The following is a 24070-nucleotide window of genomic DNA, read 5'->3' on the forward strand; positions in this document are numbered from 1 at the left end:
GCGTTCACGGGCGCGTGTGGCACACCTCCACCGGCCCGAACGCGACGCGGGTGCGGGAGCCGTCCTCCGCCCAGGTCACCTCCACGGTCCCGTCGTCGACGCGCACGTCGGTCACCGCCCGCTCCAGGGACGGGGCGTCAGGACCGGCGGTGAGACACGCCAGGGCGAGATGGACGGTGGTGCCCCCGCAACCGCCGGTGAGGCGGGGCACGCGGGCCCAGGAGGTCCAGGCGGTGCCCTGCGGCGCGGGGACCGCCTCCGGGACCGGGTCGTCCCAGCCGTACAGGCCGTGCAGGGCGGAGTCCACCGGCTCCTCCGGGCCGGTGGCCCAGCCGGTGAGGGTGACCCGCGATCCGGGCGGCGCCCCCACCACGCGGTGTACCCGCAGTTCCAGGCCGCCGTGCGCGACGGTGACGCTCTCGACCGTCAGCCCCGGCACCATCGGCGGGCCCGCGACGAAGACGGGCCGGTGCCAGGAGGCGGCCCAGCCCCAGCCGTCGCCGTGCCCCGCGCCCAGGGGGTGGACCCGCCGGCGCACACTGGGCCGCCCGGCCGCCTCCACCGACAGGTGGTTGTCGGCGACGTTCGCCGGGGCGGTGGGCCCGGTGCGGGTGGAGTACGCCAGGCGGCCGTAGTGCGGGTCGTCGTCGGCCGCGGACTCGCCCTCGTGCGGCCGCACATGGTCGCTGCCGTGGTTGTGCAGCCGTACGGTGCCGTCGGCGCGGGTGGCCTGGAGGAGCAGGCCGGGTCCGGGCAGGGACAGCACCCGGTCGGCCTCCTCCACCGGGGCGGGTTCCTCGGTGTCGGTCCACAGGGCGTGGCCGGCGGGGGCGAGCAGCGCGACGAACGCCTTCGACGCCCAGTACGGCGACGCGGGACCGGAGTACTCCTGGAGGCTCGCCTCGTGCGGGCCGTACCAGCCGAGGGACAGCAGCCCGTCGGAGGTGAGCGCGCCCCGGTCCAGGAAGTGGCGCAGGCTGCCGCTGGCGATGCGGCGGGAGGCGCCCGGCGTCAGCGGGGTGTGGCCGGTGACCGCGCCCAGCGACACGGCGGCGGAGGCGGCGAAGCGGTACGTCAGGGAGCGGCCGTGGTGGAGCGGGGCGCCGTCCGCGCCGAACATCAGGGAGAAGCCGTCGAGGTGGGCGCGGAGGCGTCCGCCGTGGTGGGCGAGGGCGTCGGCGTCGCCGGCGAGGTGGGCGTCGAGGACCGGGTACAGGTGCAGGGCCCAGCCGTTGTAGTGGTCGAAGGCGCGTCCGTCGCCGTCGGCGTACCAGCCGTCGCCGCGGTACCAGCTCTCCAGCAGGTCCAGCGCCCGCTCCCGGGCGGCGGCCGTCTCGGCGTCGCCCCGGCCGGCGGACTCCAGGAAACCGGCGACGGTGTACGGGAAGAGGTACCAGTTGTTGGGCGCGGGGGTGTGCCGCAGCGCGCCCCGCAGCCACTCCTCGGCGCGGTCCTGCACCTCGGTGCCGAGCCTGTCCCACAGCCAGGGCGCGGTGAGCCGCAGGCCGAGCGCGACGGACGCGGACTCGACCATGGGCTGGCCCTGGACGTCGAAGTCGAGGATCAGGGGCCAGGACTCGGTGTCGTCGCGGCCGGGGGTGCGGGTGCCGGCGGCGAGTCCGTCGGCGTACCGCTCCAGCAGGTGGCCGGGGTCGTCGCCGCCGGCGCCCGCGACGCGGAAGGCGGCGGCGAGGAACGTCCGGGCGTAGCCCTCCAGTCCGTCGGAGCGCACCCCCGACCGGGAGGGGCGGCCGGGCAGGTGGAGCAGGGCGCTGCCGGGGGTGGCCCAGCGCCAGGCGGCCGTGAGCAGTCCGTCCGCCACCGCCTCCCAGTGGGCCCGGGTGTAGCCGGTGCGGGGACTGATGTCGTGGTCGTCGGCGGGCAGTTCGAACGGGACGCTCATGCGAGGAAGGCCAGCCTTTCGCGTCGGACGGGGTGCAGGAAGCCCTCTCCGGAGGCCCAGCGGGCGACCTCCAAGAGGGCGGTGTCGGCGAGCCTGCGCCACTCGTTGCCCTGCGAGCCGGCGAGGTGCGGGGTGAGGAGCACGTGGTCGCAGTCCCACAACGGGTGGTCGGGCGGGAGGACTTCCGGGTCGGTCACGTCGAGCACGGCGCGGATGCGGCCGGCGAGGGCGGCGTCGGTGAGCGCGTCCTGGTCGAGGACCGCGCCGCGGGCGGTGTTGATGAGCACGGCGCCGGGCCGCATGGAGCCGATCAGTTCGCGGGAGACCAGTCCGCGGGTCTCGGGCAGCAGCGGGGTGTGCACGCTGACGGTGTCGCTCAGCCGGAACAGCTCCGTGAGTCCGACCGCGCGCACGCCGAGCCGGTCCGCCTCGGCGTCGTCGACGTAGGGGTCGTGCAGCAGCACGTCGAGGTCGTGCGGGCGCAGCAGGTCGATCACCCGGCGGCCGATGAGGGACGCGGAGAGGATGCCGACGGTGCGGCGGTGGTTGCCGACCGTGCGGGGGGTGTGCAGCCAGTCGGCGCGGGTGCGGGCGGCGCGGTAGGCGCGGGCGCTCTCCAGGACCCGTTTGCCGGTGAGGAGGATCATCGCGAGGGTGTACTCGGCGACGGGGACGGCGTTGGCCGCGGCGGCGGAGGACACCTCGACGCCGCGGTCCCAGCAGGCGTCGGTGACATGGCCGCGGACGCTGCCGGCGGTGTGGACGACGGCCCGCAGCCGGGGCGCCGCCCGCAGCACGTCGTCGTCCAGGGGCGGGCAGCCCCAGCCGGTGACGAGCAGCTCGCGGTCGGCGAGCACGGCGCGGGCGGCGGGGGTGGTGAAGTCCTCCAGCACCGTCGGGGCGAGGTCGCACAGGGCGTCGAGGGCGGCGCGCGACTCGGGGTCGAGGACGGCGGAGGCGACGTCCTGGGACATGGCGAGGGCGGCGCGGGGACGGGGGCCGGGCGTGGGCTCGGTCATGTGGTGCGGCAACTCCTTGCGTGGGCGTTCACTTCACGGCGCCGGCGGTCAGACCGCTGCGCCAGAAGCGCTGGAGCAGGACGAAGGCGAGGATCAGCGGCACCACGGCGAGCAGCGATCCCATGACGACCACGGGGTAGTACTCGGGTGAGACCGACGCGGAGCTGTTCCACGCGTACAGGCCGAGGCTGACCGGGTACAGGTCCTGGTCGGAGAGCATCACCATGGGCAGGAAGAAGTTGTTCCAGATGGCGGTGAGCTGGAACAGGAAGACGGTCACCAGTCCGGGGCCGAGCATCCGCAGCGCGACCCGCGCGTACAGGGTGAGTTCGCCGGCGCCGTCGATGCGGGCGGCCTCCAGCACCTCGTCGGGGACGTAGCCCTGGCTGAAGATACGGCCGAGGTAGACGCCGAACGGGTTGAACAGGACGGGGACGAACACCGCCCAGAAGGTGTTGACCAGCCCGGCCTCGGAGGCCATCAGGTACAGCGGCAGGGCGAGCACGGTCTGCGGCACCATGACGGCGGCGAGGACCAGGCCGAACAGCTTCTCCTTGTGCCGGAAGCGGTACTTGTCGAAGGCGTAGCCGCAGGCGACGCTCACCAGCGCGCCGACCGCGGCGCCGAGCACCGCGTACAGCAGGCTGTTGACGTACCAGCGTCCGTACAGGCCGCCGTCCATGGCGAACAGGTCGGAGAGGTTCTGCCCGAAGGAGAAGTCGGTCAGGGAGAGCAGGGCGCTGCCGAACAGGGCGTCGCGGTTCTTGGCCGCGGCGAGCACCAGCCACAGCACGGGCAGCAGGGTGTAGAGCACGGAGATCGCGACGACGGCGTTGACGGTGGCCCGGCCCAGCAGGCGGGGGCGCACCAGGGTGGAGCCGGTGGCGCTCATCGGGCCTCCTCGGCGGTGGAGTTGCGGCTGGTGAGGCGGGTGACGCCGTAGGACAGGGCGACGGTGCACAGCAGCAGGACGACCGATGCGGCCGCGGCGAGGCTGTAGTTGTTGCGGGTGAAGGCCGCGTCGTAGATGTACATGCTGGGCGAGAAACGGGAGTTGATCATCGGGGAGGACTGGCTGAGCAGCATCGGCTCGGTGAACAGCTGCAGCGCCCAGATGAGGGTGAACAGGGCGACCATCACGATGGAGGCCCGCACCAGCGGCGTCTTCACCTGGAGCGCGGTGCGCACGGGTCCCGCCCCGTCGACCACGGCGGCCTCGGTCACCTCGCGGGGCACGGCCTGGAGGGCGGCGTAGAAGACCACCATGTTGTAGCCGAGGTTGCTCCACAGGGCGATGTTGACGATGGACGGCAGGACAGTGTGCACGCCGAGGAAGTCGATCGTGATGTCGGCGCGGGCGAACAGGTCGACGACCGGGCTGATGCCGGGCGTGTAGAGGTACAGCCAGATCAGGGCGGCGATGATGCCGGGGACGGCGTGCGGCAGGAACAGCCCGAGCTGGGCGAAGGAGCGCAGGCGCACCACGCCGGAGTCGAGCAGCAGGGCGAGCAGGAGCGCGCCGGCCACCATGAGCGGGATGTAGATCAGGCAGTACAGGGCGACGGTGCCGAGTCCGCCGAGGAAGGTGGGGTCGGTGAGGACGGCGGCGTAGCTGCGCAGTCCGACGAAGACGGTGCGTTCGGGACCGAAGCCCAGTCCTGGCTGGTCGTCGCTGTAGAAGCTGAGGTAGGCGGCGGTGCCGACGGGGATCAGGAAGACGGTGGTCAGCAGCAGGAAGAAGGGGGCCATCAGCACGCCGGCGGCGCCCAGCCTGCGGCGCCGGGCGGTGCGGCGGGCGCGGGCGGAGGGGGCGGCGGTGCGCGGGGCGGGGACCCGCACGGTGTGCTCGGTCGTCGCGGTCATGAGGGGTGTCACCTGCCTTTCGGGCGGCTCAGGTGCTGTGCTGGGTGGTCGACAGGCCGAGGGCCCTGAGGTCGGGCATGGTGCCGTCCTGGGCGGCGCGCACCGCGTCGAGGAGCGTGCCGCGGCCCGCGGGGACCCGCGCGAAGGAGTCCTGCATGACCCGGCCGGTGGCGGTCATCCGCGGGCCCCAGACCCAGCCGTCGCGGATCTTCTCCGCCTCCTGCTCGAAGAGGGTGTAGATGTCCTGGCCGCCGTAGTAGGAGCGGTCGAAGGCGTCCCGGCCGACGGCGACGAGGGCGGAGGCCGCCGGGTACTGGCTGCTGGTGCCGCTGGACAGGCGGGCGCGCAGGGCGTCGGGGTGGGAGACCTGCCAGGCGATGAACTCCATCGCGGCCTCGGGGTTCTCGCTGTCCTTGGTGACGGCGAAGGTGGAGCCGCCGTGGGTGCCGACGGCGGGGCGGGCGGTGTCCCACTGGGGCAGCGGGGCGATGCGCCACTGGCCCTTCTGGGCGGGGCGGGCGTTCATCTGCGCGCCGGCGTCCCAGGCGCCGCTGAGCCGGGTGAGGACGAGTCCGCCGCCGATCTGGGCGTCGGACTGTCTGCTCTCGACGGCGTTCATGAACACGTCGTCCCGGTCGACGAGGTTTTGCCAGTACGCGGCGACGCGGCGGGTGGGAGCGTCGGCGAGGGAGACGTTCCAGGCGCCGTCGCGGGTGTCGAACCACTGGGCGCCCGCCTGCCAGGAGTAGGCGGCGAACTGGGTGGCGCCGTCGGTGGGGAACAGCACGAGCCGCCGTTCGGGCGCCTTGCGGTGCACGACGCGGGCGAGGTCCGCGAACTCGTCCCAGGTGCCCGGCACATGGAGGCCGTAACGGTCGAACAGGTCGGCGCGGTAGTGCATCACCATCGGTTCGACGTCGAGGGGGACGCTGAACACCCGCCCCTGGAAGGTGGTCAGGCCGAACGCCTGCGGCAGCAGTCTCGCCCGCAGCCGGTCGTCGACCAGGTCGGTGATGTCGAGGGCGACGCCGTCGATGGCGAACCCCGGCACCTGCGGGTATTCGATCGTGGCGACGTCGGGGGCGTTGCCCGCGCGGGCGGCGTTGCTGAGTTTGGCGTAACCGCCCTGGCCCCCGGAGGGGATCTGCTGGAAGTCGACCTGGATGCGGTCGTGGGTGCGGTTGAAGGCGTCGACCACCTCCTGGCTGCCGCGCAGGGCGGACCAGAAGGTGATGCGTACGGGCTTCTTCGCACCGGTGGTGCTGCTGCCTGATGGGGCGTCGTCCGCGCCCCCGCTGCAGGCGCCGAGGGCTCCTGCAAGCGGCGCGGCGGCCATCGCGGCGAGCACGGATCGACGGCGGTGTCGACCGGGCATGGCGCCTCCCGCGGCTCCTGGCGTGTCGGGGACACGGCTGTTCGGGACACGGGAATCGTCGAGGCTCGACCGCCAAACGGTCAATAGATCGATCAGAAGAAAATGAAACGTTCAAACGCTCATTGTGAGGGGTGGTGATCAGAGCGGTCGCGTGGAGCCGCGCACGGACAGAAAGGGCAGCAGCTCCACCCGGCGCACGGGGGCGTGCCCGCCCGCCTCGGAGTCCAGCCGTTCGAGCAGCAGTTCGGCGGCGGCCCGTCCGACGTCCGCCTTGGGCGGGGCGACGGCGGTGAGCGGGGTCGTCCCCAGTCCGGCCACCACGTCGTCGTAGGCCACGACCGAGCAGTCCTCCGGCACCCGCACGCCGTGGTCCGCGAGCCGCTGCACCAGCATCAGCGCGTCGACGTCACCGTGCAGCACCGCCGCAGTGGCCCCCGTCCTTCTCAGCACCTCGTGCAGTTCGGCGGTCTCCTCCGGGGCGTACGGGCCCTCCTGGCCGGCCTCGGGCGCGCTCAGCGTCCACGCCCACGCCTTGACGAGCGGGTGCGCCTCGGCGATCCGCGCGCACGCCGACCGCAGGGTGCGCGCGGTGGGGCTGTCGTCGCGGGTGGCGAACACGATCCGCCGGTGGCCGAGGCCGACCAGGTGCTCCACGGCCAGGTGGGCGCCGTAGGCGTGGTCGGAGCAGACGGAGTCCATGGCATGCAGCGCGGTGCCCGCCCCGGGGCGCCGCTCCATCAGCACGGCGGGCACCTCCAGCGCGGCGAGCCAGGGGCGGTCGGCCTCCTCGTCGGCGAGGGTGCGCCAGCGCGGGGCGAGCAGCAGCCCGGCGGCGCCGTCCTCCAGCGCCCGTTCCACCAGAGGCCGTTCGGCGCCCGCGACCTGGGGCGCGATGTGCAGCGCGATGCGCTTGCCGGACGCCTCCAGCACCGAGCGGGCGCCGTGCAGGGACTCGTACAGGTAGGTGTGGCGCTCCGGCACGACGACGGCCACGGTGCCGCCGTCCGGCGGGTGCGGCGCGGGGATGTCGCGGGCGGCGAGGGTGGAGCGCACGACCCCGTGCCCGCGGCGCAGCCGGCCCTCCTGCGCCAGCTCCTCCACGTCCCGCCGCACGGTCACCACGGACACCTCGAGTTCGGCGGCGAGATCACTCACCCGCGCGGAACCCCGGGACTCCACGGCGGCGAGGATCCGCTGCCTCCTGACCTCGACCGGCTCGCGCATGAGGCCCCTCCCGCGACGGAATGTTCGTTTGAGCGATACGGGCATCATAACGATCGCTCTTGTCGGCGTCTGCGGATGCCGTCCCGCTCACGCGGAGGGGTTCAGCTCGGGCGGGTGCCGATGGTCATGCCCGGGCGGCGGCGGTGGACCGTGAGGTAGGTCAGACCGTCGGGGCCCGCCGCCAGGGAGCGGGTGGAGCCGTGGGGGAGCCAGGTCAGGGTGCCGGCGGGCAGGGGGTGGTCGCCGTCCGGGGCGGTGAGGGTGCCGTCGCCGGCGAGGACCAGCAGGAGGACGTCGAGATCGGGCTCGCGGTGGGTGTCCACCCGGTGGCCGGGCGGCAGACGGACGACGTTGGCGTCGAGCTGGCGGCCGGACTCGGCGAGCCGCCACAGCGCGCCGGCGGTTCCTTCGCCGGCGGCAGCGGCCAGTGCGGCCGTGTCGCAGAGGATCCGGGGCAGAGGTGCCTCGCCGTCCGGTGTGCCGGTGTGCTCCGACGTCATGGATCGCCGCCGTCCGTCCCCGAGAGCCCGGCCGCGCCGGGTGTCACGCGCTCGCTGTCCGGCAGGAACCTAACACGCGGCCGGGGGCAGGGCGGCCAGCCAGTCCGTGAGGAGGCGGTTGGTGTCCTCGGGCCGTTCCTGCTGCACCCAGTGCCCGCAGCCCTTCAGGATGTGCGAGGACACCAGGCCGGGCAGGGTGACCGGGAAGGCGTCGATCGCGTCGGCCATCCATGTGGTGGAGGCGTCGAGCTCCCCGCCGATGAACAGCGACGGCTGGGTGACCGGCGCCCCGTCGTACGCGGCGAGGTCCTCCCAGTCCCGGTCCATCGCGCGGTAGCGGGCCAGCGCCCCGCTCACCCCGGTCCGCTCGAACTCCCCGGCGAACACGTCGAGTTCGCTTTCGCCGAGCCACGTGGGGAGCCGGTCCGCCGGGAACCGTTCGCGCAGGGTCCCGCCCGGTCCGGTGAAGTACGGCGAGGGCGCGCCGGGCCCCGGCATGGTGTCGGCGGACAGGGCCGCGTAGAACCCGGCGAGCCAGCCGCGGACATCGGGCTCGATCTCGGCCTCGGCGCGGCCCGGCTCCTGGAAGTACGACACGTAGAACTCCTCGTCGCCGCCCATCGACGCGAAGACGGTGCTGGGCCGCGGGCCGCCGCGCGGGGCGTAGGGCACGCTGAGCGTCGCCACCGCGCGGAAGACGTCCGGCCGGAGCAGGGCGGCGTTCGAGGCGACGGACGAGCCCCAGTCGTGGCCGACGACGACGGCGGTCCGCTCCCCCAGCGCCTCGACCACCGCGACGGCGTCGTCCACGAGCTCCCGTACGCGGTACGCGTCCGTGGCGGCGGGCCGGGAGGAGCGGCCGTAGCCGCGCACGTCCACGGCCACCGCCCGGTAGCCGGCCGCCGCCAGGGCGGGCAGCTGGTGGCGCCAGGAGTACCAGCCCTCGGGGAAGCCGTGCACGAGCAGCACCAGCGGGCCGCTGCCCTGCTCCACCAGGTGCACCCGGCCCGCGGGCGAGGGGACGAGACGGTGGACGAGGGGTCCCTGAGGGAGGGGTGACGTCGGTACCGGCACGGCTGCTCCAGAGTTGCTCGGGGTGCGGGCTCCGGGACCGCCGGCGCGGTCGCGGAGATCGCCGCTGGTCCGCCGAGCATGCGCCGTCATGGAGCGGCACGGCGAGCGATGTTGCCGGTTCCGCAAACCCGGTGAGGTGCCGGCGACGCCCGGCGCCCCGCGCTCCTTGAGGGTGCCGGTCGAACAGCCCGCCCAGGGGCGCGGGGAACTGCGCGAACGGCCCCCGCCGGCCCGCAGCCGCATCTGCCCCGCACCGTGTGCCGGTCCCCCGTTTCGCCGTTTCCGCGCTGTGCAATGATCCTGACGGGCCCGGGGGTGCGCGTGCGCCGTGGTGGCGCCGGCGGGCTCCGGACACGAGAGGAACGGACGGACGTGACCGCGCAGGGGCCGGACGACGGCGGGACGCCGCAGGATCGGGAGGACGGCGTGCCGTCCCTGCCCGACGACGTCTGGCAGCGGTTCCTCATGGACAGCGAGCAGGCCATCCGTACGTCCGCCCCCAGGGAGCCGTCCGCGCTGCAGCGGGCGGCGGGACGCTCCCCACGGCCCGCACGGCCGTCGCGCCCGCCCCGTCACGACACCCCGGACGCCGTCGGCGACCTGTGGCAGCCGGACGACCCGTGGGAGGGGCCTGCCTGGCGGGACCTCGACGGTCGGGCCCGGCTGCGCCGGATCGGGCGCGTCGTGGGGACGGCCGTCGCGATCGCGCTGGCCCTGGGCGCCTGGTCCCAGCTCTCCACGGGCGCCGGCACCCCGGCCGAGGGGCCCGGCGACACCGTGCTCCAGCAGTCCGAGGAGGCCCCGGTGACGCTGCCCTCGGGGACGTCCGTGCCGGCCGGGCTCACCACCCCGTCGGCCACGGAGATCCAGGCCGGCTGACCGTCCGTTCAGCCGCCCAGCGCCGTCAGGACGACCCCCTTCGCCTCCTCCTGCACCCGGCGCAGATGCTCCGGACCCTGGAACGACTCGGCGTAGATCTTGTACACGTCCTCCGTGCCCGACGGGCGGGCCGCGAACCAGGCGCTCTCCGTGGTCACCTTGATGCCGCCGATGGACGCGCCGTTGCCGGGCGCCTCGGTGAGCACGGCGGTGACCGGCTCCCCCGCCAGGGTGTCCGCGGTGACCTGGGCCGGGGAGAGCTTCGCCAGGCGTGCCTTCTCCTCCCGGGTCGCCGGGGCGTCGATCCGCTCGTAGGCGGGTTCGCCGAAGCGCGCGGTCAGTTCGGCGTAGTGCTGCGACGGCGTCCTGCCGGTGACCGCGGTGATCTCGGAGGCGAGCAGCGCGAGGATGATGCCGTCCTTGTCGGTGGTCCACACCGAGCCGTCGCGGCGCAGGAAGGACGCCCCGGCCGACTCCTCGCCGCCGAAGCCGAGGGTGCCGTCGACCAGTCCGTCCACGAACCACTTGAAGCCGACGGGCACTTCGACCAGCTCGCGCTTCAGGTCGGCGGCGACCCGGTCGATCATCGCCGACGACACCAGGGTCTTGCCGATGCCCGCAGCCGACGGCCACTGCTCACGGTGCGCGTACAAGTGCCCGATCGCGACGGCGAGATAGTGGTTGGGGTTCATCAGGCCGGCGTCCGGGGTGACGATGCCGTGCCGGTCGGCGTCGGCGTCGTTGCCGGTCGCGATGTCGAAGCGGTCGCGCTGCCCGATGAGGGACGCCATCGCGTACGGCGACGAGCAGTCCATGCGGATCTTGCCGTCCCAGTCGAGCGTCATGAACCGCCAGGTGGGGTCGGTGAGCGGATTGACCACCGTGAGGTCGAGTCGGTGCTCCTCGGCGATGCGGCCCCAGTAGGCGACGGACGCCCCGCCCAGCGGGTCGGCGCCGATGCGGACGCCGGCCGCGCGGATCGCGTCCAGGTCCAGGACGCTCGGCAGGTCGGCGACGTACGTGCCGAGGAAGTCGTAGCGGCCGGTGTTCGGCGCGGCGAGGGCGCGGGCGTACGGGATGCGGCGGACGTCCTTGAGGCCGCCGCGGATGATCTCGTTGGCGCGCTCCTGGATCCAGCCGGTGGCGTCCGAGCCGGCGGGGCCGCCGCTGGGCGGGTTGTACTTGAACCCGCCGTCGGCGGGCGGGTTGTGGGACGGGGTGACGACGACGCCGTCGGCGAGTCCCGTGCCGCGGCCCCGGTTGTGGGTGAGCACGGCGTGCGAGACGGCCGGGGTGGGCGTGTAGCCGTCGGCGCTGTCGATCAGCACCGTCACGCCGTTGGCGGCGAACACCTCCAGGGCGGTGACCCGTGCCGGTTCGGAGAGGGCGTGGGTGTCCGCGCCGAGGAAGAGCGGCCCGTCGGTGCCCTGCGCTGCGCGGTACTCGCAGATGGCCTGGCTGGTCGCGGCGATGTGGTCCTCGGTGAACGCGGCCGCCAGTGACGAGCCGCGGTGCCCCGAGGTGCCGAACGCGACGCGCTGCCCCGGGTCGTCCAGGTCCGGGTGGAGCGCGTAGTACGCCGTGACCAGCCGAGCGACGTCGACGAGATCCTCGGGGCCGGCCGGACCGCCCGCTCGCTCGTGCTGCATGTGCCCACTCCTCCGCAAAAGGTCGGTTGTCACGCTTGCGGAGACATCTTTCCCCGCCGGGGCGTCGCCGCGCGAGTGGGCTCGGTCCGCCCCGGCCCCTTCGGCGTCAGATGCGTCCGCCGGTCATCCGGGTCAGGGGGCCGTGGCCCTGGCGTTCCGCGCGGCGGCCCACCGCGTAGGAGGCGGCGGTCAGCGCGGTCAGTCCGGCGGCGGCGCCCGCGGCGACCAGCCGGCGGTTGGCGATGACCGTCCAGGCGGTCTTCGCGCCCGCGGCGACCTGCCCGGAGGCGGTGACGACGGCGCGGCGGCCGGCCTCCACGCCCTTGACGGCGGACTGGGCGGCGCCGTTCGCCGCGCGCGCGGCGCGTTCGGCGCCGGACGTGGCGGCCGACGCGGCGTCACCGGCCTTGCCCGCGGCGCCGTTGGCGGCGCTCTTCGCGGACTCGGCCGCCTTGCCGGTGGCCTTGTCGGCGGTCGCGGCGGCCTTGGACGCCGTGGACCCGGCGGTCGAGGTCTTCCGGTTGGCGTTCTTGTTCTGTTCGGTCATGGACACCGGTTTGCCGCAGTGCCGGTCGGCAAACACATCCGGTCACGAGGCGCCGCTCACGGTCGTGGGCCGTCAACCGGCCGGAGACGACGCGGGCTTGAGATTGCCGACCGGGACCGGGCTGTCCCGGGCTTCCGGGGGTACAAGGAGGACGGCACACACACGCCGACGCCTACCGAGAGGAGTCGCCATGCCCGGCATGGTGGAGCGCATCAAGCAGTTCGCCCGGAGTCCGCAGGGGCGCCGCACGGCCGAGCAGGTGCGGCGGGCCGCGGCCGATCCCCGGCGGCGGGCGCAGGCCCAGCGGCTGCTGGGACGGCTGCGCGGCGGCCGGCGCTGAGCCGGCCCCGGCCCTGACGTCCTCCGCGCCCCCGTGCGGGGTGCAGGCAGATGACCGGAAGGGACTTCATGAACGAATCGTCGGTCCGCACCGTGGGCTGGGCCCGCTCCCTGCCGATGGGCCAGGGGGTGAAGGCGGCCCGTGACTGGGCACAGGAGCACCTCGCCTCCCTGGGGTGGGACGAGAGTGCGCCCGAGACGGTCCACTCCGTGCTGCTCACGGTGTCGGAGCTGGTCACCAACGCGCATGTGCACGCCGGTACCGACGCGCAGCTGGTGATGTCGTGGGACACCCGCTGCCTGCACATCTCCGTGCACGACGGGTCCGCCGCCCTGCCCACGCCGCGCGAGCCGAGCGAGGAGCGGCTCGGGGGGCGCGGCATGCTCCTGGTCGACGTCCTCGCCGACACCTGGGAGGCCCGGCCCTGCCCGCACGGCAAGACGGTCACCGCCTGCTTCCGCGCGCCGGAGGCCGTCACCTCGATGTGATCACCCCGGTGGGAGACGCGGACCCGGCCCGGCCTACGATCGGTCGGGCCGACCCCCGCAAGGAGCCCCGCACGGTGACCGCCGTCCTGCCCCCGTACCCCGCCACGCCCGCCCTGCCGGCCCCGCGCCGGCTGACCCGCACCGAGGACGGTGAACGGCTGCACGCCCTGCTGTGGACCGCGGGCCCCGGGCGCCGGACGATCAGCAGCGCGGTGCTGGGCGGCGGCATCGGCCCGCGGGCGTGGATCCTCAACGCGCAGGTGGCGCACGGTTACCGGCGCACCGACCCCGAGCGGCACCTCGCCTCCCTCGCCGCGGACGCCGGCGTGCACGGTCCGGGCGTGGGTCTGATGACGGCGGCCGACGTGTCGGCGTACGCGCACGCGCGCGACGCGGGCGTGGAGGCGTTCGTCACAGCGGGCGTGGACGTGCGCGGCTGGGCGGCGCGGCCCGGTGAGGGCGCGGAGGGCGCCCCGGACCCGGGCACGATCAACGTCGTGGTGGCCGTTCCGGCCGCGCTGACCGACGCGGCGCTGGTGAACGCGGTGGCGACGGCCACGGAGGCGAAGGTCCAGGCGCTGGTGGAGAGCGGCTACGACTGTTCCGGCACCCCGACCGACGCGGTCTGCGTCGTCGCCGACGCCCCCGCCCCGCACCGGGAGACGCACGCGTTCGCCGGGCCGCGGTCGCTGTGGGGGGCGCGGCTCGCGCGCGCCGTGCACCGGGCCGTGCGGGACGCCGTGAGACATGAAACACCTGCTCCGGGGTATTGAGCGCCTTATGGACCGCCTTGCCGACCAGGCAGGTTGCTTCGCGGGCATGGATGGGGGAGCGTTGCCGCCGTACCTGCTCATGCCGACGAGAGAGGGGGTGGGTGCGCGGCGCGCACCCCGTTCGTGATCTCTTCCCCCGGTTCCAGCGCCGATCCGTGCGATGCGCGCGACGGATCCGTCCCCGCCTGGGACGACGCGCCCTGCCCCGTTCTGGTGCTGGACTCACGCGGCCGGATCGCCGGCCGCAACCGTGCCGCCCGCCGCCTCACCGCGTCCTCCCCCGGCTCCGACGTCCCGCCGTCGTGGCTGGCCGAGGCGCACCGGCGTCATGTCGCCGGAACTCCCGACCCGACTCCGGGCACGCCGGCCGGGACCTTCGGCAGCCGCTCCTACGAGGCCCGGCCCTCCCCCACCCGGGACGGCCATGTGGCCTGGTGGCTGTTCGACCGCACCGACCTCGCACAGGCTCATGAGACCGTGCGGGAGACCCGTGAACGGGCCGACGCCGCCTCCCGCCTCTTCAGCACCCTGCTGTCGTCCCTGAACGTGCCGCGCTGCGCGGAGGTCGCCGCCCGGATGGCGACCGACCACCTCGCCGAGGCCGCCGTGCTGATCACTCCGCCGACCGGGCACCGGTACGCCGTCACCCACGCCCTGCGCGGCCGGCGCGTGGTGCAGGAGACGCGGCAGATCGACCCGCTCACCGTTCCCGGGCTCGACGAGGCCCTGCGCGGCTTCCCGCCGGTGCCGGCCCGCTGGATCAACCCGGACGCCATCCCGGACTGGGTGATCCCCGAGGGCTTCTCCGGGCCGGTGGGTTCTGTGCTGGTCACGCCGCTGCCCGGGCACGGGGTGCCCGCGGGCGCGCTGATCCTGCTGCGCTCGGACACCGAGAAGGGGTTCTCGCCGGAGGAGGAGGTGTTCGCCCGGCTGTTCGCCTCCCGCGCGGGCACCGCCCTGTCGGCGGCGCGCCTGTACAGCGAGCAGACGGCCATCACCGCCACCCTGATGCGGGAGCTGCTGCCGCCGCCGCTGAGCCGTGTGCACGGCGTCGACTACGCGGGCCGCTACCGCACCGCCCTGGACCACGAGCGGGTCGGCGGCGACTTCTACGACGTCCACCCCGGCCCCGACGAGTCCGCCGAGACGTTCGTCGCGCTGGGCGACGTGGCCGGCAAGGGACTGGACGCGGCGGTGCTCACCGGCAAGATCCGCAACACGCTGCACGCGCTGCTGCCGCTCGCCTCCGACCACCTCCGGGTGCTGCGCATGCTCAACGGCGCCCTGCTCACCTCCCACCACGCCCGGTTCGCCACCCTGGTGCTGGCCTCGGTGAAGCGCCAGGACGGCGGTGCGGTACGGCTGCGGCTCACCAGCGCCGGGCATCTGCCGCCGCTGGTGGTGCGCGCGGACGGCCGGGTCGAGGAGATGCCCACGCAGGGCACCCTGGTGGGCGCGCTGCCCGAGGTGACCGCACGTACCGTGGAAACGGTCCTCGCGCCGGGCGACACCTGCCTGCTCTACACCGACGGCATCACCGAGGCCCGCGGCGGCCCCCTGGGCGACGAGCTGTTCGGCGAGGAGCGGCTGCGGCAGGCCCTCGAGGGATGCGGCGGCATGCCGGGCGAGGCGCTGGTGGAACACGTACAGATGCTGGCCGCGCAGTGGCTGGAGCCGGGGAGCCGCCACGACGACATGGCCGTCGTGGCCATCACCGCTCCGCGGGGCGGCACCTCGGCGGGCGACCGCGCACCGGCCGGCGCCGGCGGACGAGCACGGAGGAAGGCATGAGCGGACCCCGGGCCTCGGCCGGCGAACTCGGCGAGGCGCTGTGGGAGGCGGTGATCGACGGCGACGAGTACGACGCCGTCGACGTGGTCCGCGGCGCGCTGACGGACGGCTGGCAGGAGGAGGACCTGCTGCTGGACGTGGTCGCGGCGGTGCAGGCGCGGATCGGCCTGGAGTGGGCCGCCGACCGCATCACCGTCGCCCAGGAGCACGCGGCGACGGCGATCAACGAGCGGGTGATCACCGCCCTGGTGCACCACCGCTCCGGTACGCGCCCCGCCGGCCACCGGGGCCGGGTCACGGTGAGCTGCGTCGACGGCGAATGGCACGCGTTCCCCGCGCGGCTGGTCGCCGAGACGCTGCGGCTGCGCGGCTGGCAGGTCGACTACCTCGGCGCCCAGACGCCGACCCCGCACCTGGTCGCGCACCAGCACCACACCAACTCCGACGCCGTGCTGCTCTCCGGTTCGATCCCCACGCACCTGCCGCGGGCGCACACCGCGATCACCGCCTGCCGCTCCGTGGGCGTGCCGGTGGTGGCGGGTGGCCGGGCGTTCGGCGTGGACGGGCGGTACGCGCGCACCCTGGGCGCCGACGCGTGGGCGCCGGACGCGCGGGGCGCCGCGGCCGTGCTGGAGGCCGGGCTCGCGAGACCGACGGGCGTCCGGCAGGCCGTCGACGACCTGCCGCATCTGGCCGACCAGGAGTACAGCATGGTCGTCCAGGCGCGCGGCCGGCTGGTCAAGGAGACGCTGGCGGAGCTGGAACGGCGCTTCCCGCCGATGCGGGAGTACAGCGACGCGCAGCGCGAGCGCACGGCCGAGGACCTGGCGCATGTCGTCGACTTCCTGGCGACCGCCCTCTACGTCGACGCCGTCGAGGTGTTCACCGACTTCCTGGGCTGGACGGCCGACGTGCTGTCCGCGCGCAACGTGCCGCCGCACTCCCTGGTGACCGGCCTGGACATCCTCGCCGACCATCTGCGGGACTTCCCGCGCGCCCTCGCCACGGTCCGCGCCGGCGCCGCCCATCTGACGGGCAGGACCGACCCGGCGGTCACGGACACGGTGGTCTGACAGGGGGCGCTCCGGCTCGCTCCTGCGCCCCCCTTCACGTCACCCCCGGCGTCCCGCCGCCCCCGCCAGCCCGCGCAGCAGCGCGCTGCGGCCGCGGTCCGGGACGGTCCAGAGGGGCTGGCCCCGGACGCCCCAGCGTTCCAGCAGGGCGTTCGCGGCGAGGAAGCCGGTGGTCGCCGCGCGTTCCATCAGGGCGACCGGCAGGGACGTACGGACCAGGTCGCCCGCCACCATCAGGCCCGGGTCGGGCGTGCGGACCGTGGGCCGGTCCTGGTAGCCGCCCACCGGGAAGAGAGGGCAGTCGGTGCCCCACTCGTGGCGGGCGTCGACGATGCCCGCCTTCCGGGTCTCCGGGTGGACGTGGTGCAACTGGTCGAGCAGCCGCTTCTGTTCGACCTCCGGGGACGCCTCCGGGGGCAGGGCGTAGGCGTGCAGTTCGACGACGGAGCCGCCGGTGCGGGCGGCCCAGCGGGCGGCCTCGTCCTCGTACCGTTCGAGGACGCTGACGTTGTCGAGGGTGCCGTAGCCGCTGGTGCCGAGGAAGCCGGGCCGTTCGGGGGCCACGGGGCGGTCCAGCCAGAGGCGGGAGACCAGGAACGGCGGGGCGTTGCGCAGCCGCGCGATCCGCTCCCGCCAGGGTGGGTCGCCGAGCCGGACGGAGCGGTCGACGAGGGCGCGCAGTCCGACGGCGTCCAGGGCGAGCACCACGGTGTCGTGGCGGCGCTCGTCCCGGTCGGTGGCGATCTCGTACCCGCCGTCGTCCAGGGGTTCGACGTGCTCGACGGGGGTGGAGGTGCGCAGGTCCGCGCCGTGCCGCTCGAGCAGGGCGGCGAGCGGCTCCCACAGGGCCGCGGGGAAGGGCGCGGCCGGCACGTCGAAGAGCAGGCCCTCGGAGGAGCCGAGGAAGTAGATGTGGAACATCAGCGCCATCTCGGCCGCCGACAGAAGGCGCGGGTCGGCGAAGAAGCTGCGGGAGAACACCTCGAACGCCAGATGCCGGGCGCTCTCCGGGAAGCGGACCGCGTCGAGGAAGTCGTGCGCGCTGACCGCGTCGAGGCGTTCGTAGATCTCGGGCACGCGGACGTCGAGCAGCGGCAGGGCGGCCGCCGCGTTCATCCGGGGCAGGTCGCGCAGCGGGAAGGACGGGCTGAGCGCGGCGAAGCCGAGCGCGCTCCACGGCGGGGTGCGGGGCACGTGCCGGAAGCTGTCGTGCATGCCGTCGCGGTGCCGCAGCGGGTAGTCGGGCAGCGGGGTGAGGCGTTCCAGGGCGGGGTCGGTGCGCCGGAGCAGGCCGCGCAGGTTGTAGTACTGCCGGAAGAAGGCGTGGAAGCCGCGGCTCATCGTCGCGGGCGTGCCGTCGGCCAGGTCGACGGGCCAGCCTCCGACGCGTCCGCCGAGGTAGGGGCGGGCTTCGTAGAGGGTGACGTCGACGCCGCGTTCGGCGAGGGCGGTGGCGGCGGCCAGTCCGGCGATGCCGCCGCCGACGACGGCGGTGCTGGGCCTGCGGTCGCCGTCGACGCGGGGCGCGCCGGGCGGGGGCAGGACCACGCGGGCGCGGCGGTCGCGGCCGCGGCGGGCGGCGGCCGGGCGGGGCGGTCGGGTCATCGCGCGGTCTCCGTCGTGGTGGGGCGGCGCCCGGTGAAGGTGTGGGTGATGCCGGTCTGCCAGCCGGGCAGCGGCAGGCGGCGCACGCTGTCGAAGCCGTTGGTGCGCAGCCGGTCCGCGAACCGGTCGGCGGTGTCGAACTCGACGACGCTGCGCCACAGATGGCGGTACAGGTCGCCGTCCCCGAGCAGGGTCGCCACGGGCTGGACGACGCCCCGGCAGACCAGGGTCCACACGGCGCGGTCGGTGCGGCGGCCGCCGAGGGTGTACTCGTGCACGGCGAGGCGTCCGCCGGGGGCGAGCAGGCCGTGCACGGTGCGCAGCACGGCGTCGGGGTCGGTGACGTTGCGGAACAAGTAGGCGGCGAACACCGCGTCGAAGGGACCGGCCACCCCGGCCTCGGCGAGCCGCTCGGCGGGTGCGTGGGTGAATGTGACGTTCGGCGGCCAGGTCTTGGCGGCGGCCCTCTCCAGCATGCCGGCGGAGGCGTCCACGGCGGTGATGTCGGCGCTGGGCAGCACCTCGGCGAGCGCGGCGGTGGAGGCGCCGGTGCCGCAGCCGAGGTCGAGCACGCGCAGCCCCTCGCCGCCGCGGGGCAGGCCGAGGCGGCGTGCGGAGCGGCGCAGATGGGCGTGGTATCCGGGGTTGGCGGCCACGAGGGTGTCGTAGCTTCGGGCGGCGTGGTCGAAGGCGGCGGCGAGGTGCTCGTCGCGCAGGAGGGTCATGGGGTCTCCGGGGTGGCAGGGGCGGGGCACGACAGGGGGTCAGGGGCCTTCGTAGGGGCGGCGGGGCAGGCCGGGCAGTTCGAGGGCGGAGCGGAGCATCGGGCCGACCGGCGCGTGCAGGCCGACGGCGAGGTCCTCGTGCAGGCGGGTGTCGCCGTCGAGGAACCGCAGCAGCCGCCGCATGGGGACGCGGTCGAACAGACGGCAGAACAGGGCGGGTCCGTCGGCACGCCCGCCGGCCAGGGCGCGCAGCAGCACGGCGTCCATGGCCCGGGAGCGGGCCGAGTGGGCGGGCGGCGGCTCCGGGCGGCGCCCCTGGCGGAGGGCGTCGGCGACGGCGCGGGTCTGGCGCTGGAGGCCGGCGAAGGTGTAGCCGGTGGAGGGGCGGGTGGCGCCGCCCGCCGCGCCGATGCGGAACACGGACCGGCCGGTCCGGCGGGGCATCTCCGCGTCGGTCATCGGGATGACGCCCGTCTCGGTGGACAGCACCTCGAGGTCGCCCAGCCGGAGCACGTCGTCGGTGTAGTGGCGTACGGCGGCCTCGTAGGCGTCGGAGGTGAGGGGGCGGGGGGAGAACTCGGTGTACTCCACCAGGGCGTCGTGCCGGCCGAGGGGCAGGACGTAGCCGAAGGACAGGCCGTCGGCGGGCTGCGGGGTGCGGAAGTCCATCAGCTCGGCGGTGGCGGGGGCGAAGGCGGGCCGGGCGGTGCGCACGAACCAGCCGTGGAAGTGCTGGAGCAGCGTGGTGCGGGCCGCGGGCAGGCTGCCGGGCGGGCGGGAGTCGAACACCCAGCGGGCGCGTACGACGCGGGCGTTCCCGTCGCCGTCGCGCAGCCGCACCAGCGCTCCCCCGGGTACGTCCTCCACGGCGTCGACGGTGCCCTCGACGCGCCGCACCCCGTCGTGGCCTGCCAGGTCGCGGGCGACAAGGTACTCGAAGTCGTCGGAGCGGATCATCTTGTAGCGCAGCGGCGCGATGTCCCCGTGGATGGGGCGGCCGGCCCGGTCGCGGACCCGCAGCCGCCGCCAGGACGCGGTGACGGCGGCGTCGAAGCGGCCGGGGCCCGCCTCCCAGAAGCACCAGGTGCGGCGCGGTGGCCGCAGCGGTCCGGGGGGCGCCTCCACCAGGGCGACGGACGGCACCCGGCGCCCGCTGCCGGGACCGGCCAGCCGGTGGGCGAGGGACAGTCCGGCCGCCCCGGCCCCGACGATCGCGACGTCCGCCTCCAGCACGCCGGCACCACCCTCCTCGGTACGACGCCGTGCGGATGCGCACGGCGCTGTGTTTTCGTCCGTGTGCCCGGTCGGATCCGGGTCACTCTGACGTGAGACGACGGGCGCGACCGGGAAGGCATGCGCCGGTCGTCCGGCGTACCGGAGCGATGCGCATGCCGACGAGAGGAAGACACCGGATGCTCCCGATTGGGGCCAAGAGACACCGCGCGACGATGCGGTCGCGCGCGCCGCGCCCGGCCCGTCCGCCGGGACCCACCGTCCGGGTGCGGTCCGTCCGCGTGACGGCGGGGACGGCGAACGGCGGTACGGCGGGGCGCCGTGTGCCATGCGGGCGTACGGCCGGAGCGGGGTCCGGGCGGTGACCCGGACCGTTCCGGGGCGCACGGACCATGTCGTCGTCGTGGGGGCCGGGCTCGCCGGTCTGTCGGCGGCGCTGCACCTGCTGGGCGCGGGCCGGCGCGTCACCGTGGTCGAGCGCGACGAGCTGCCGGGCGGGCGCGCCGGGCGCATGGAGATCGACGGGTACCGGATCGACACCGGGCCCACCGTGCTGACCATGCCCGACCTGGCGGACGAGCCGTTCGCCGCGGTCGGGGACAGCCTGCGCGAGCGGGTGGAGCTGGTGCCGCTGCACCCCGCCTACCGGGCGCGGTTCGCCGACGGCAGCAGCCTCGACGTGCACACCGGGGCCGAGGCGATGGCCGCCGAGGTGGAGCGGTTCGCCGGGGCCCGGGAGGCGGCGGGCTACCTGCGGATGCGTGACTGGCTGGAGCGGCTGTACCGGGCGCAGATGCGCCGGTTCATCGACGCCAATTTCGACTCGCCGCTCGGTCTGCTCCATCCGGACCTGGCGCGGCTGGCGGCGCTCGGCGGCTTCGGCCGGCTGGACGCGCGCATCGGCGGCTTCCTGCACGACGAGCGGCTTCGCCGGGTGTTCTCCTTCCAGGCGCTGTACGCGGGCGTCCCGCCGGCGCGGGCGCTGGCCGCGTACGCGGTGATCGCGTACATGGACACGGTCGCCGGGGTGTACTTCCCGCGCGGCGGGATGCACGCGCTGCCGCGGGCGATGGCGGACGCCGCCGCCGACGCGGGCGCCGACCTGCGGTTCGGGCGGGAGGTGACCCGGCTGGAGCGTTCCGGCGGCCGGGTCACGGCGGTGGTGGCGGGCGACGAACGGATCCCCTGCGACGCGGTCGTCCTCACCCCCGACCTGCCGGTCGCCTACCGGATGCTCGGCGGGGCGCCCCGGCGCCCGGTGCGGCTGAAGCACTCGCCGTCCGCGGTGGTGCTGCACCTGGGCACCGACCGGACCTGGCCCGAACTGGCGCACCACACCCTCTCCTTCGGCGCGGCGTGGCGCGGCACGTTCGACGAGCTCACCCGTGCCGGGCGGCTGATGAGCGACCCGTCGCTGCTGATCACCCGGCCCACCGCCACCGACCCGTCGCTCGCGCCCCCGGGACGCCATCTGCACTACGTGCTCGCGCCCTGCCCGAACACCGACATCGGGCCGGGCGCGGCCGAGTGGGCGGACCTGGCGCCGCGCTACCGGGACTCGGTGCTGCGGACTCTGGAGGAGCGCGGCCTGACCGGGCTGGCCTCCGCGATCGAGACGGAGTGCGTGGTCACGCCCGCCGACTGGGCCGCGCAGGGGCACGCGGCCGGTACGCCGTTCGCCACCGCCCACACCTTCGCCCAGACGGGCCCCTTCCGGCCCCGCAATCTGGTGCGCTCCGCCGAGAACGCGGTGCTGGCCGGCTGCGGCACCACGCCCGGCGTCGGCGTGCCGACCGTGCTGCTGTCCGGGAAGCTGGCAGCGCGGCGCATCACCGGCGCGCGCGGCCCCTCCGGAGGCGCGTCGCTCTCGTCCTCCGCCTCGTCTTCCGCCCAGGAGGCCCTGCATGACCGAGCGTGAACTGGACGCGGCGGGCGTCACCGATCCCGCGCTCCGCGAGGCGTACCGCCACTGCCGCCGGCTCAACGCCCGGCACGGCCGGACGTACTTCCTCGCCACCCGGCTGCTGCCCGTGGAGCGGCGGCCGGCCGTGCACGCCCTGTACGGCTTCGCCCGCTGGGCGGACGACATCGTCGACGCGCTCGGCACGGGCCCGGACACCGCCCGCCGGGACGCCGAACTGGCGGCCCTGGAGAGGGAGCTGGAGAAGGGGCTGCGGGACGGGGAGAGCGCCGAGCCGGTGGTGCGGGCCCTCGCCGACACGGCGCGGCGCTACCGCATCGACCACGCCCACTTCGCCGACTTCATGACCGCCATGCGCTCCGACCTGGTGGTCACCGACTACGCCGACTACGCGGCCCTGCGCCGGTACATGCACGGGTCGGCGGCCGTGATCGGGCTGCAGATGCTGCCCGTCCTCGGCACGGTCGCCGACCGGGAGACGGCCGCCCCGCACGCGGCGGCCCTCGGCGTCGCCTTCCAGCTGACCAACTTCCTGCGTGACGTGGGCGAGGACCTGGACCGCGGGCGGGTGTACCTGCCCGCCGACCTGCTCGCCGCGCACGGCGTCGACCGGGAACGGCTGCGCTGGAGCCGGGACACCGGCCGTCGCGACCCGCGCATCACCTCGGCGCTGCGCGCCTTCGAACGGCTGACGCGGGGCGTGTACCGGCAGGCGGCGCCGGGCCTCGCGATGCTCGAACCGGTGTCCCGCCCCTGCATCCGCACCGCGTTCGTCCTGTACGGCGGGATCCTGGACGCGGTGGCGGAGGACGGGTACGCGGTGCTGCACCGGCGGGCGGTGGTACCGCGCAGGCGGCGCGCCGTGGTCGCCGCGGACGGGCTGGTCCGGGTGGCCTCGGCCCGGCTGCGCGCCGGCTCGGCCGCCGCCCGGCGACCGGACGGCGTTCCGCCGACGGGTGCGGAGCCGGTGGAGCCGCGGATGGTCGAGGAGGTCGCGTGATGGCGGGTGACGGACGCGGGCGCCGGCGGCTGCCGCTCTCCCTGCGCCGCGACGCGGTGGCGTGGGAACGGCAGCGCCCCACCTGGCGGGACGCCAGGCCCGCCCTGATCGCGGGCGCGCTGAAGCGGGCGCAGGCACGCCCGTCGGGCAACTGGTACGTCGTGGGCGCCTCCCGCGACGTCGGCGGCGGCCGCCCGCTGGGCCGGACGGTCGCGGGACAGGAAGTGGTGGTCTGGCGCGATACGGGCGGCCGCGTGGTCGCGGGGCCGGGCGTCTGCCCGCACCTGGGCGCACCGCTGCGGGACAGCCCGGTGCGCTGCGGCACCCTCGTCTGCCACTGGCACGGACTGTCCCTGGACGGCGGGCCGTTCGCCGGCTGGGAGCCGTTCCCCGCGTACGACGACGGGGTGCTGGTGTGGGTGCGGCTGGACGCGGTGGGCGGCGAGGAACCGCTCGACGCGCCCGTGGTGCCGCGCCGCCCGGTCCCGGCGCGCGCCCTGTCGGCGGTGTACGCGGGGGTCGGCGTCTGCGAGCCGGAGGACGTCGTGGCGAACCGGCTCGACCCCTGGCACGGGGCCTGGTTCCACCCGTACTCGTTCGTCGACCTCACGGTGGCGGACGCGCCGGACGGCTCCGACGGTCCGGCGGCCGCGGACGAGGACGCGTTCGCGGTGGACGTGTCCTTCAAGGTGGCGGGCCGTCTGGTGGTGCCGGTGCGGGCGGTGTTCACGGCTCCCGAGCCGCGGACGGTCGTCATGCACATCACCGAGGGCGAGGGGGTCGGCTCCGTGGTCGAGACCCACGCGACCCCCCTGGGCCCGGACGTGTCGGGCCGGCCGCGCACGGCGGTGATCGAGGCGGTGGTCGCGGCGTCGGACCGCCGCGGCTTCGCCCTCGCCCGGGCCGCGGCGCCTCTGCTCCGCCCCCTGGTCCGGGCCGCCTCCGGCCGCCTCTGGCGCGACGACCTGGCCTACGCGGAACGCCGCTGGGCGCTCCGTTCGACGGGCCGGTTCCCGGGGGCGTAGACGCCGGCCCGCCCGGCGGGGACGCCGGGCGGGCCGTGGACGGACCGGGCTTTACGCCAGAGG

General features: G+C 75.1%; 22 protein-coding genes. 9 read left to right on the forward strand and 13 right to left on the reverse strand.

All coding sequences use genetic code 11. The annotated features are described in order from the left end of the window. Positions 1-4: 4 nt before the first annotated feature. The 8 genes from ACP7TJ_RS01705 to ACP7TJ_RS01740 form a co-directional block, all read right to left on the reverse strand. A complete protein-coding gene (locus ACP7TJ_RS01705; protein WP_427761836.1) occupies positions 5-1903 on the reverse strand; it encodes a DUF2264 domain-containing protein in 1899 nt (632 codons plus the stop codon). Continuing rightward, positions 1900-2922 carry a hydroxyacid dehydrogenase gene (locus tag ACP7TJ_RS01710; RefSeq protein ID WP_401543325.1) on the reverse strand — a complete coding sequence of 341 codons (1023 nt, stop codon included), beginning with the start codon at positions 2920-2922 and terminating at the stop codon, positions 1900-1902. Before ACP7TJ_RS01710 ends, ACP7TJ_RS01705 begins: the two co-directional genes overlap by 4 nt. Before the next feature lie 28 nt (positions 2923-2950). Further along, positions 2951-3814 (reverse strand): carbohydrate ABC transporter permease, encoded by an 864-nt coding sequence (locus ACP7TJ_RS01715; RefSeq protein ID WP_093769829.1) that lies wholly within the window; start codon positions 3812-3814, stop codon positions 2951-2953. Beyond that, complete coding sequence (locus ACP7TJ_RS01720) at positions 3811-4785, reverse strand: carbohydrate ABC transporter permease (RefSeq protein ID WP_189911559.1); 975 nt, start codon at positions 4783-4785, stop codon at positions 3811-3813. The genes ACP7TJ_RS01715 and ACP7TJ_RS01720 overlap by 4 nt, the downstream gene beginning before the upstream one ends. Positions 4786-4813: 28 nt before the next feature. After that, complete coding sequence (locus tag ACP7TJ_RS01725; protein WP_427761839.1) at positions 4814-6160, reverse strand: ABC transporter substrate-binding protein; 1347 nt, start codon at positions 6158-6160, stop codon at positions 4814-4816. 138 nt (positions 6161-6298) lie between these two features. Next, entirely contained in the window at positions 6299-7384 is a 1086-nt protein-coding gene (locus tag ACP7TJ_RS01730) for a substrate-binding domain-containing protein (protein WP_427761841.1), read from the reverse strand. A 101-nt stretch (positions 7385-7485) separates the two neighbouring features. Further along, on the reverse strand, positions 7486-7884 hold the full coding sequence (locus ACP7TJ_RS01735; protein ID WP_093769832.1) for an AraC family ligand binding domain-containing protein: 399 nt from the start codon (positions 7882-7884) through the stop codon (positions 7486-7488). A 69-nt stretch (positions 7885-7953) separates the two neighbouring features. After that, the gene (locus ACP7TJ_RS01740; protein ID WP_167744283.1) at positions 7954-8958 is read right to left on the reverse strand and encodes an alpha/beta fold hydrolase; all 1005 of its coding nucleotides are present in this window, start codon (positions 8956-8958) and stop codon (positions 7954-7956) included. Between the two features lie 372 nt (positions 8959-9330). On the opposite strand from ACP7TJ_RS01740, the gene ACP7TJ_RS01745 reads away from it, so the two are divergent. Continuing rightward, a complete protein-coding gene (locus tag ACP7TJ_RS01745) occupies positions 9331-9837 on the forward strand; it encodes a hypothetical protein (protein WP_376725215.1) in 507 nt (168 codons plus the stop codon). An 8-nt stretch (positions 9838-9845) separates the two neighbouring features. Here the strand turns inward: ACP7TJ_RS01745 and pgm are convergent, their stop codons facing one another. Continuing rightward, a complete protein-coding gene (gene pgm / locus ACP7TJ_RS01750) occupies positions 9846-11486 on the reverse strand; it encodes a phosphoglucomutase (alpha-D-glucose-1,6-bisphosphate-dependent) (RefSeq protein ID WP_376725216.1) in 1641 nt (546 codons plus the stop codon). Positions 11487-11592: 106 nt separating this feature from the next. Then, entirely contained in the window at positions 11593-12033 is a 441-nt protein-coding gene (locus ACP7TJ_RS01755) for a hypothetical protein (protein ID WP_093769835.1), read from the reverse strand. Positions 12034-12223: 190 nt separating this feature from the next. Here ACP7TJ_RS01755 and ACP7TJ_RS01760 point away from each other — a divergent pair, with 190 nt between their 5' ends. The 5 genes from ACP7TJ_RS01760 to ACP7TJ_RS01780 all read left to right on the forward strand — a co-directional run bounded on the left by ACP7TJ_RS01760 (position 12224) and on the right by ACP7TJ_RS01780 (position 16498). Next, positions 12224-12373: a hypothetical protein gene (locus ACP7TJ_RS01760; protein ID WP_019525643.1), complete on the forward strand. Its 150-nt coding sequence runs from the start codon at positions 12224-12226 to the stop codon at positions 12371-12373. A 68-nt stretch (positions 12374-12441) separates the two neighbouring features. Next, positions 12442-12861, forward strand: coding sequence for an ATP-binding protein (locus ACP7TJ_RS01765; protein ID WP_093769937.1), 420 nt, complete (start codon positions 12442-12444; stop codon positions 12859-12861). Between the two features lie 74 nt (positions 12862-12935). Beyond that, the gene (locus ACP7TJ_RS01770; protein WP_266394713.1) at positions 12936-13634 is read left to right on the forward strand and encodes an adenosylcobinamide amidohydrolase; all 699 of its coding nucleotides are present in this window, start codon (positions 12936-12938) and stop codon (positions 13632-13634) included. A 213-nt stretch (positions 13635-13847) separates the two neighbouring features. Next, the gene (locus tag ACP7TJ_RS01775; RefSeq protein WP_387584971.1) at positions 13848-15425 is read left to right on the forward strand and encodes a PP2C family protein-serine/threonine phosphatase; all 1578 of its coding nucleotides are present in this window, start codon (positions 13848-13850) and stop codon (positions 15423-15425) included. Next, positions 15422-16498 (forward strand): cobalamin B12-binding domain-containing protein, encoded by a 1077-nt coding sequence (locus ACP7TJ_RS01780; RefSeq protein WP_427761846.1) that lies wholly within the window; start codon positions 15422-15424, stop codon positions 16496-16498. The genes ACP7TJ_RS01775 and ACP7TJ_RS01780 overlap by 4 nt, the downstream gene beginning before the upstream one ends. A gap of 39 nt (positions 16499-16537) precedes the next feature. Here ACP7TJ_RS01780 and ACP7TJ_RS01785 read toward each other — a convergent pair whose 3' ends face one another. Genes ACP7TJ_RS01785 through ACP7TJ_RS01795 form a run of 3 tightly spaced genes read right to left on the reverse strand, consistent with a single transcriptional unit; the run spans position 16538 to position 20061 of the window. After that, entirely contained in the window at positions 16538-18103 is a 1566-nt protein-coding gene (locus ACP7TJ_RS01785) for an FAD-dependent oxidoreductase (RefSeq protein ID WP_427761848.1), read from the reverse strand. Beyond that, positions 18100-18828, reverse strand: a complete 729-nt coding sequence (locus ACP7TJ_RS01790) for a class I SAM-dependent methyltransferase (RefSeq protein WP_093769838.1) — start codon at positions 18826-18828, stop codon at positions 18100-18102. The genes ACP7TJ_RS01785 and ACP7TJ_RS01790 overlap by 4 nt, the downstream gene beginning before the upstream one ends. 39 nt (positions 18829-18867) lie before the next feature. Further along, entirely contained in the window at positions 18868-20061 is a 1194-nt protein-coding gene (locus tag ACP7TJ_RS01795; RefSeq protein ID WP_427761850.1) for a lycopene cyclase family protein, read from the reverse strand. A gap of 361 nt (positions 20062-20422) precedes the next feature. On the opposite strand from ACP7TJ_RS01795, the gene ACP7TJ_RS01800 reads away from it, so the two are divergent. Genes ACP7TJ_RS01800 through ACP7TJ_RS01810 form a run of 3 tightly spaced genes read left to right on the forward strand, consistent with a single transcriptional unit; the run spans position 20423 to position 24007 of the window. After that, positions 20423-21979 carry a phytoene desaturase gene (locus tag ACP7TJ_RS01800; RefSeq protein ID WP_093769940.1) on the forward strand — a complete coding sequence of 519 codons (1557 nt, stop codon included), beginning with the start codon at positions 20423-20425 and terminating at the stop codon, positions 21977-21979. Continuing rightward, positions 21966-22982 carry a phytoene/squalene synthase family protein gene (locus ACP7TJ_RS01805; protein WP_266544128.1) on the forward strand — a complete coding sequence of 339 codons (1017 nt, stop codon included), beginning with the start codon at positions 21966-21968 and terminating at the stop codon, positions 22980-22982. Before ACP7TJ_RS01800 ends, ACP7TJ_RS01805 begins: the two co-directional genes overlap by 14 nt. Then, a complete protein-coding gene (locus tag ACP7TJ_RS01810; protein ID WP_093769841.1) occupies positions 22982-24007 on the forward strand; it encodes a DUF5914 domain-containing protein in 1026 nt (341 codons plus the stop codon). Before ACP7TJ_RS01805 ends, ACP7TJ_RS01810 begins: the two co-directional genes overlap by 1 nt. Positions 24008-24070: the final 63 nt, after the last annotated feature.

The sequence above is a fragment of the Streptomyces sp. DSM 41931 genome, from assembly GCF_050271085.1.
Classification (GTDB): Bacteria; Actinomycetota; Actinomycetes; order Streptomycetales; family Streptomycetaceae; genus Streptomyces; species Streptomyces albogriseolus.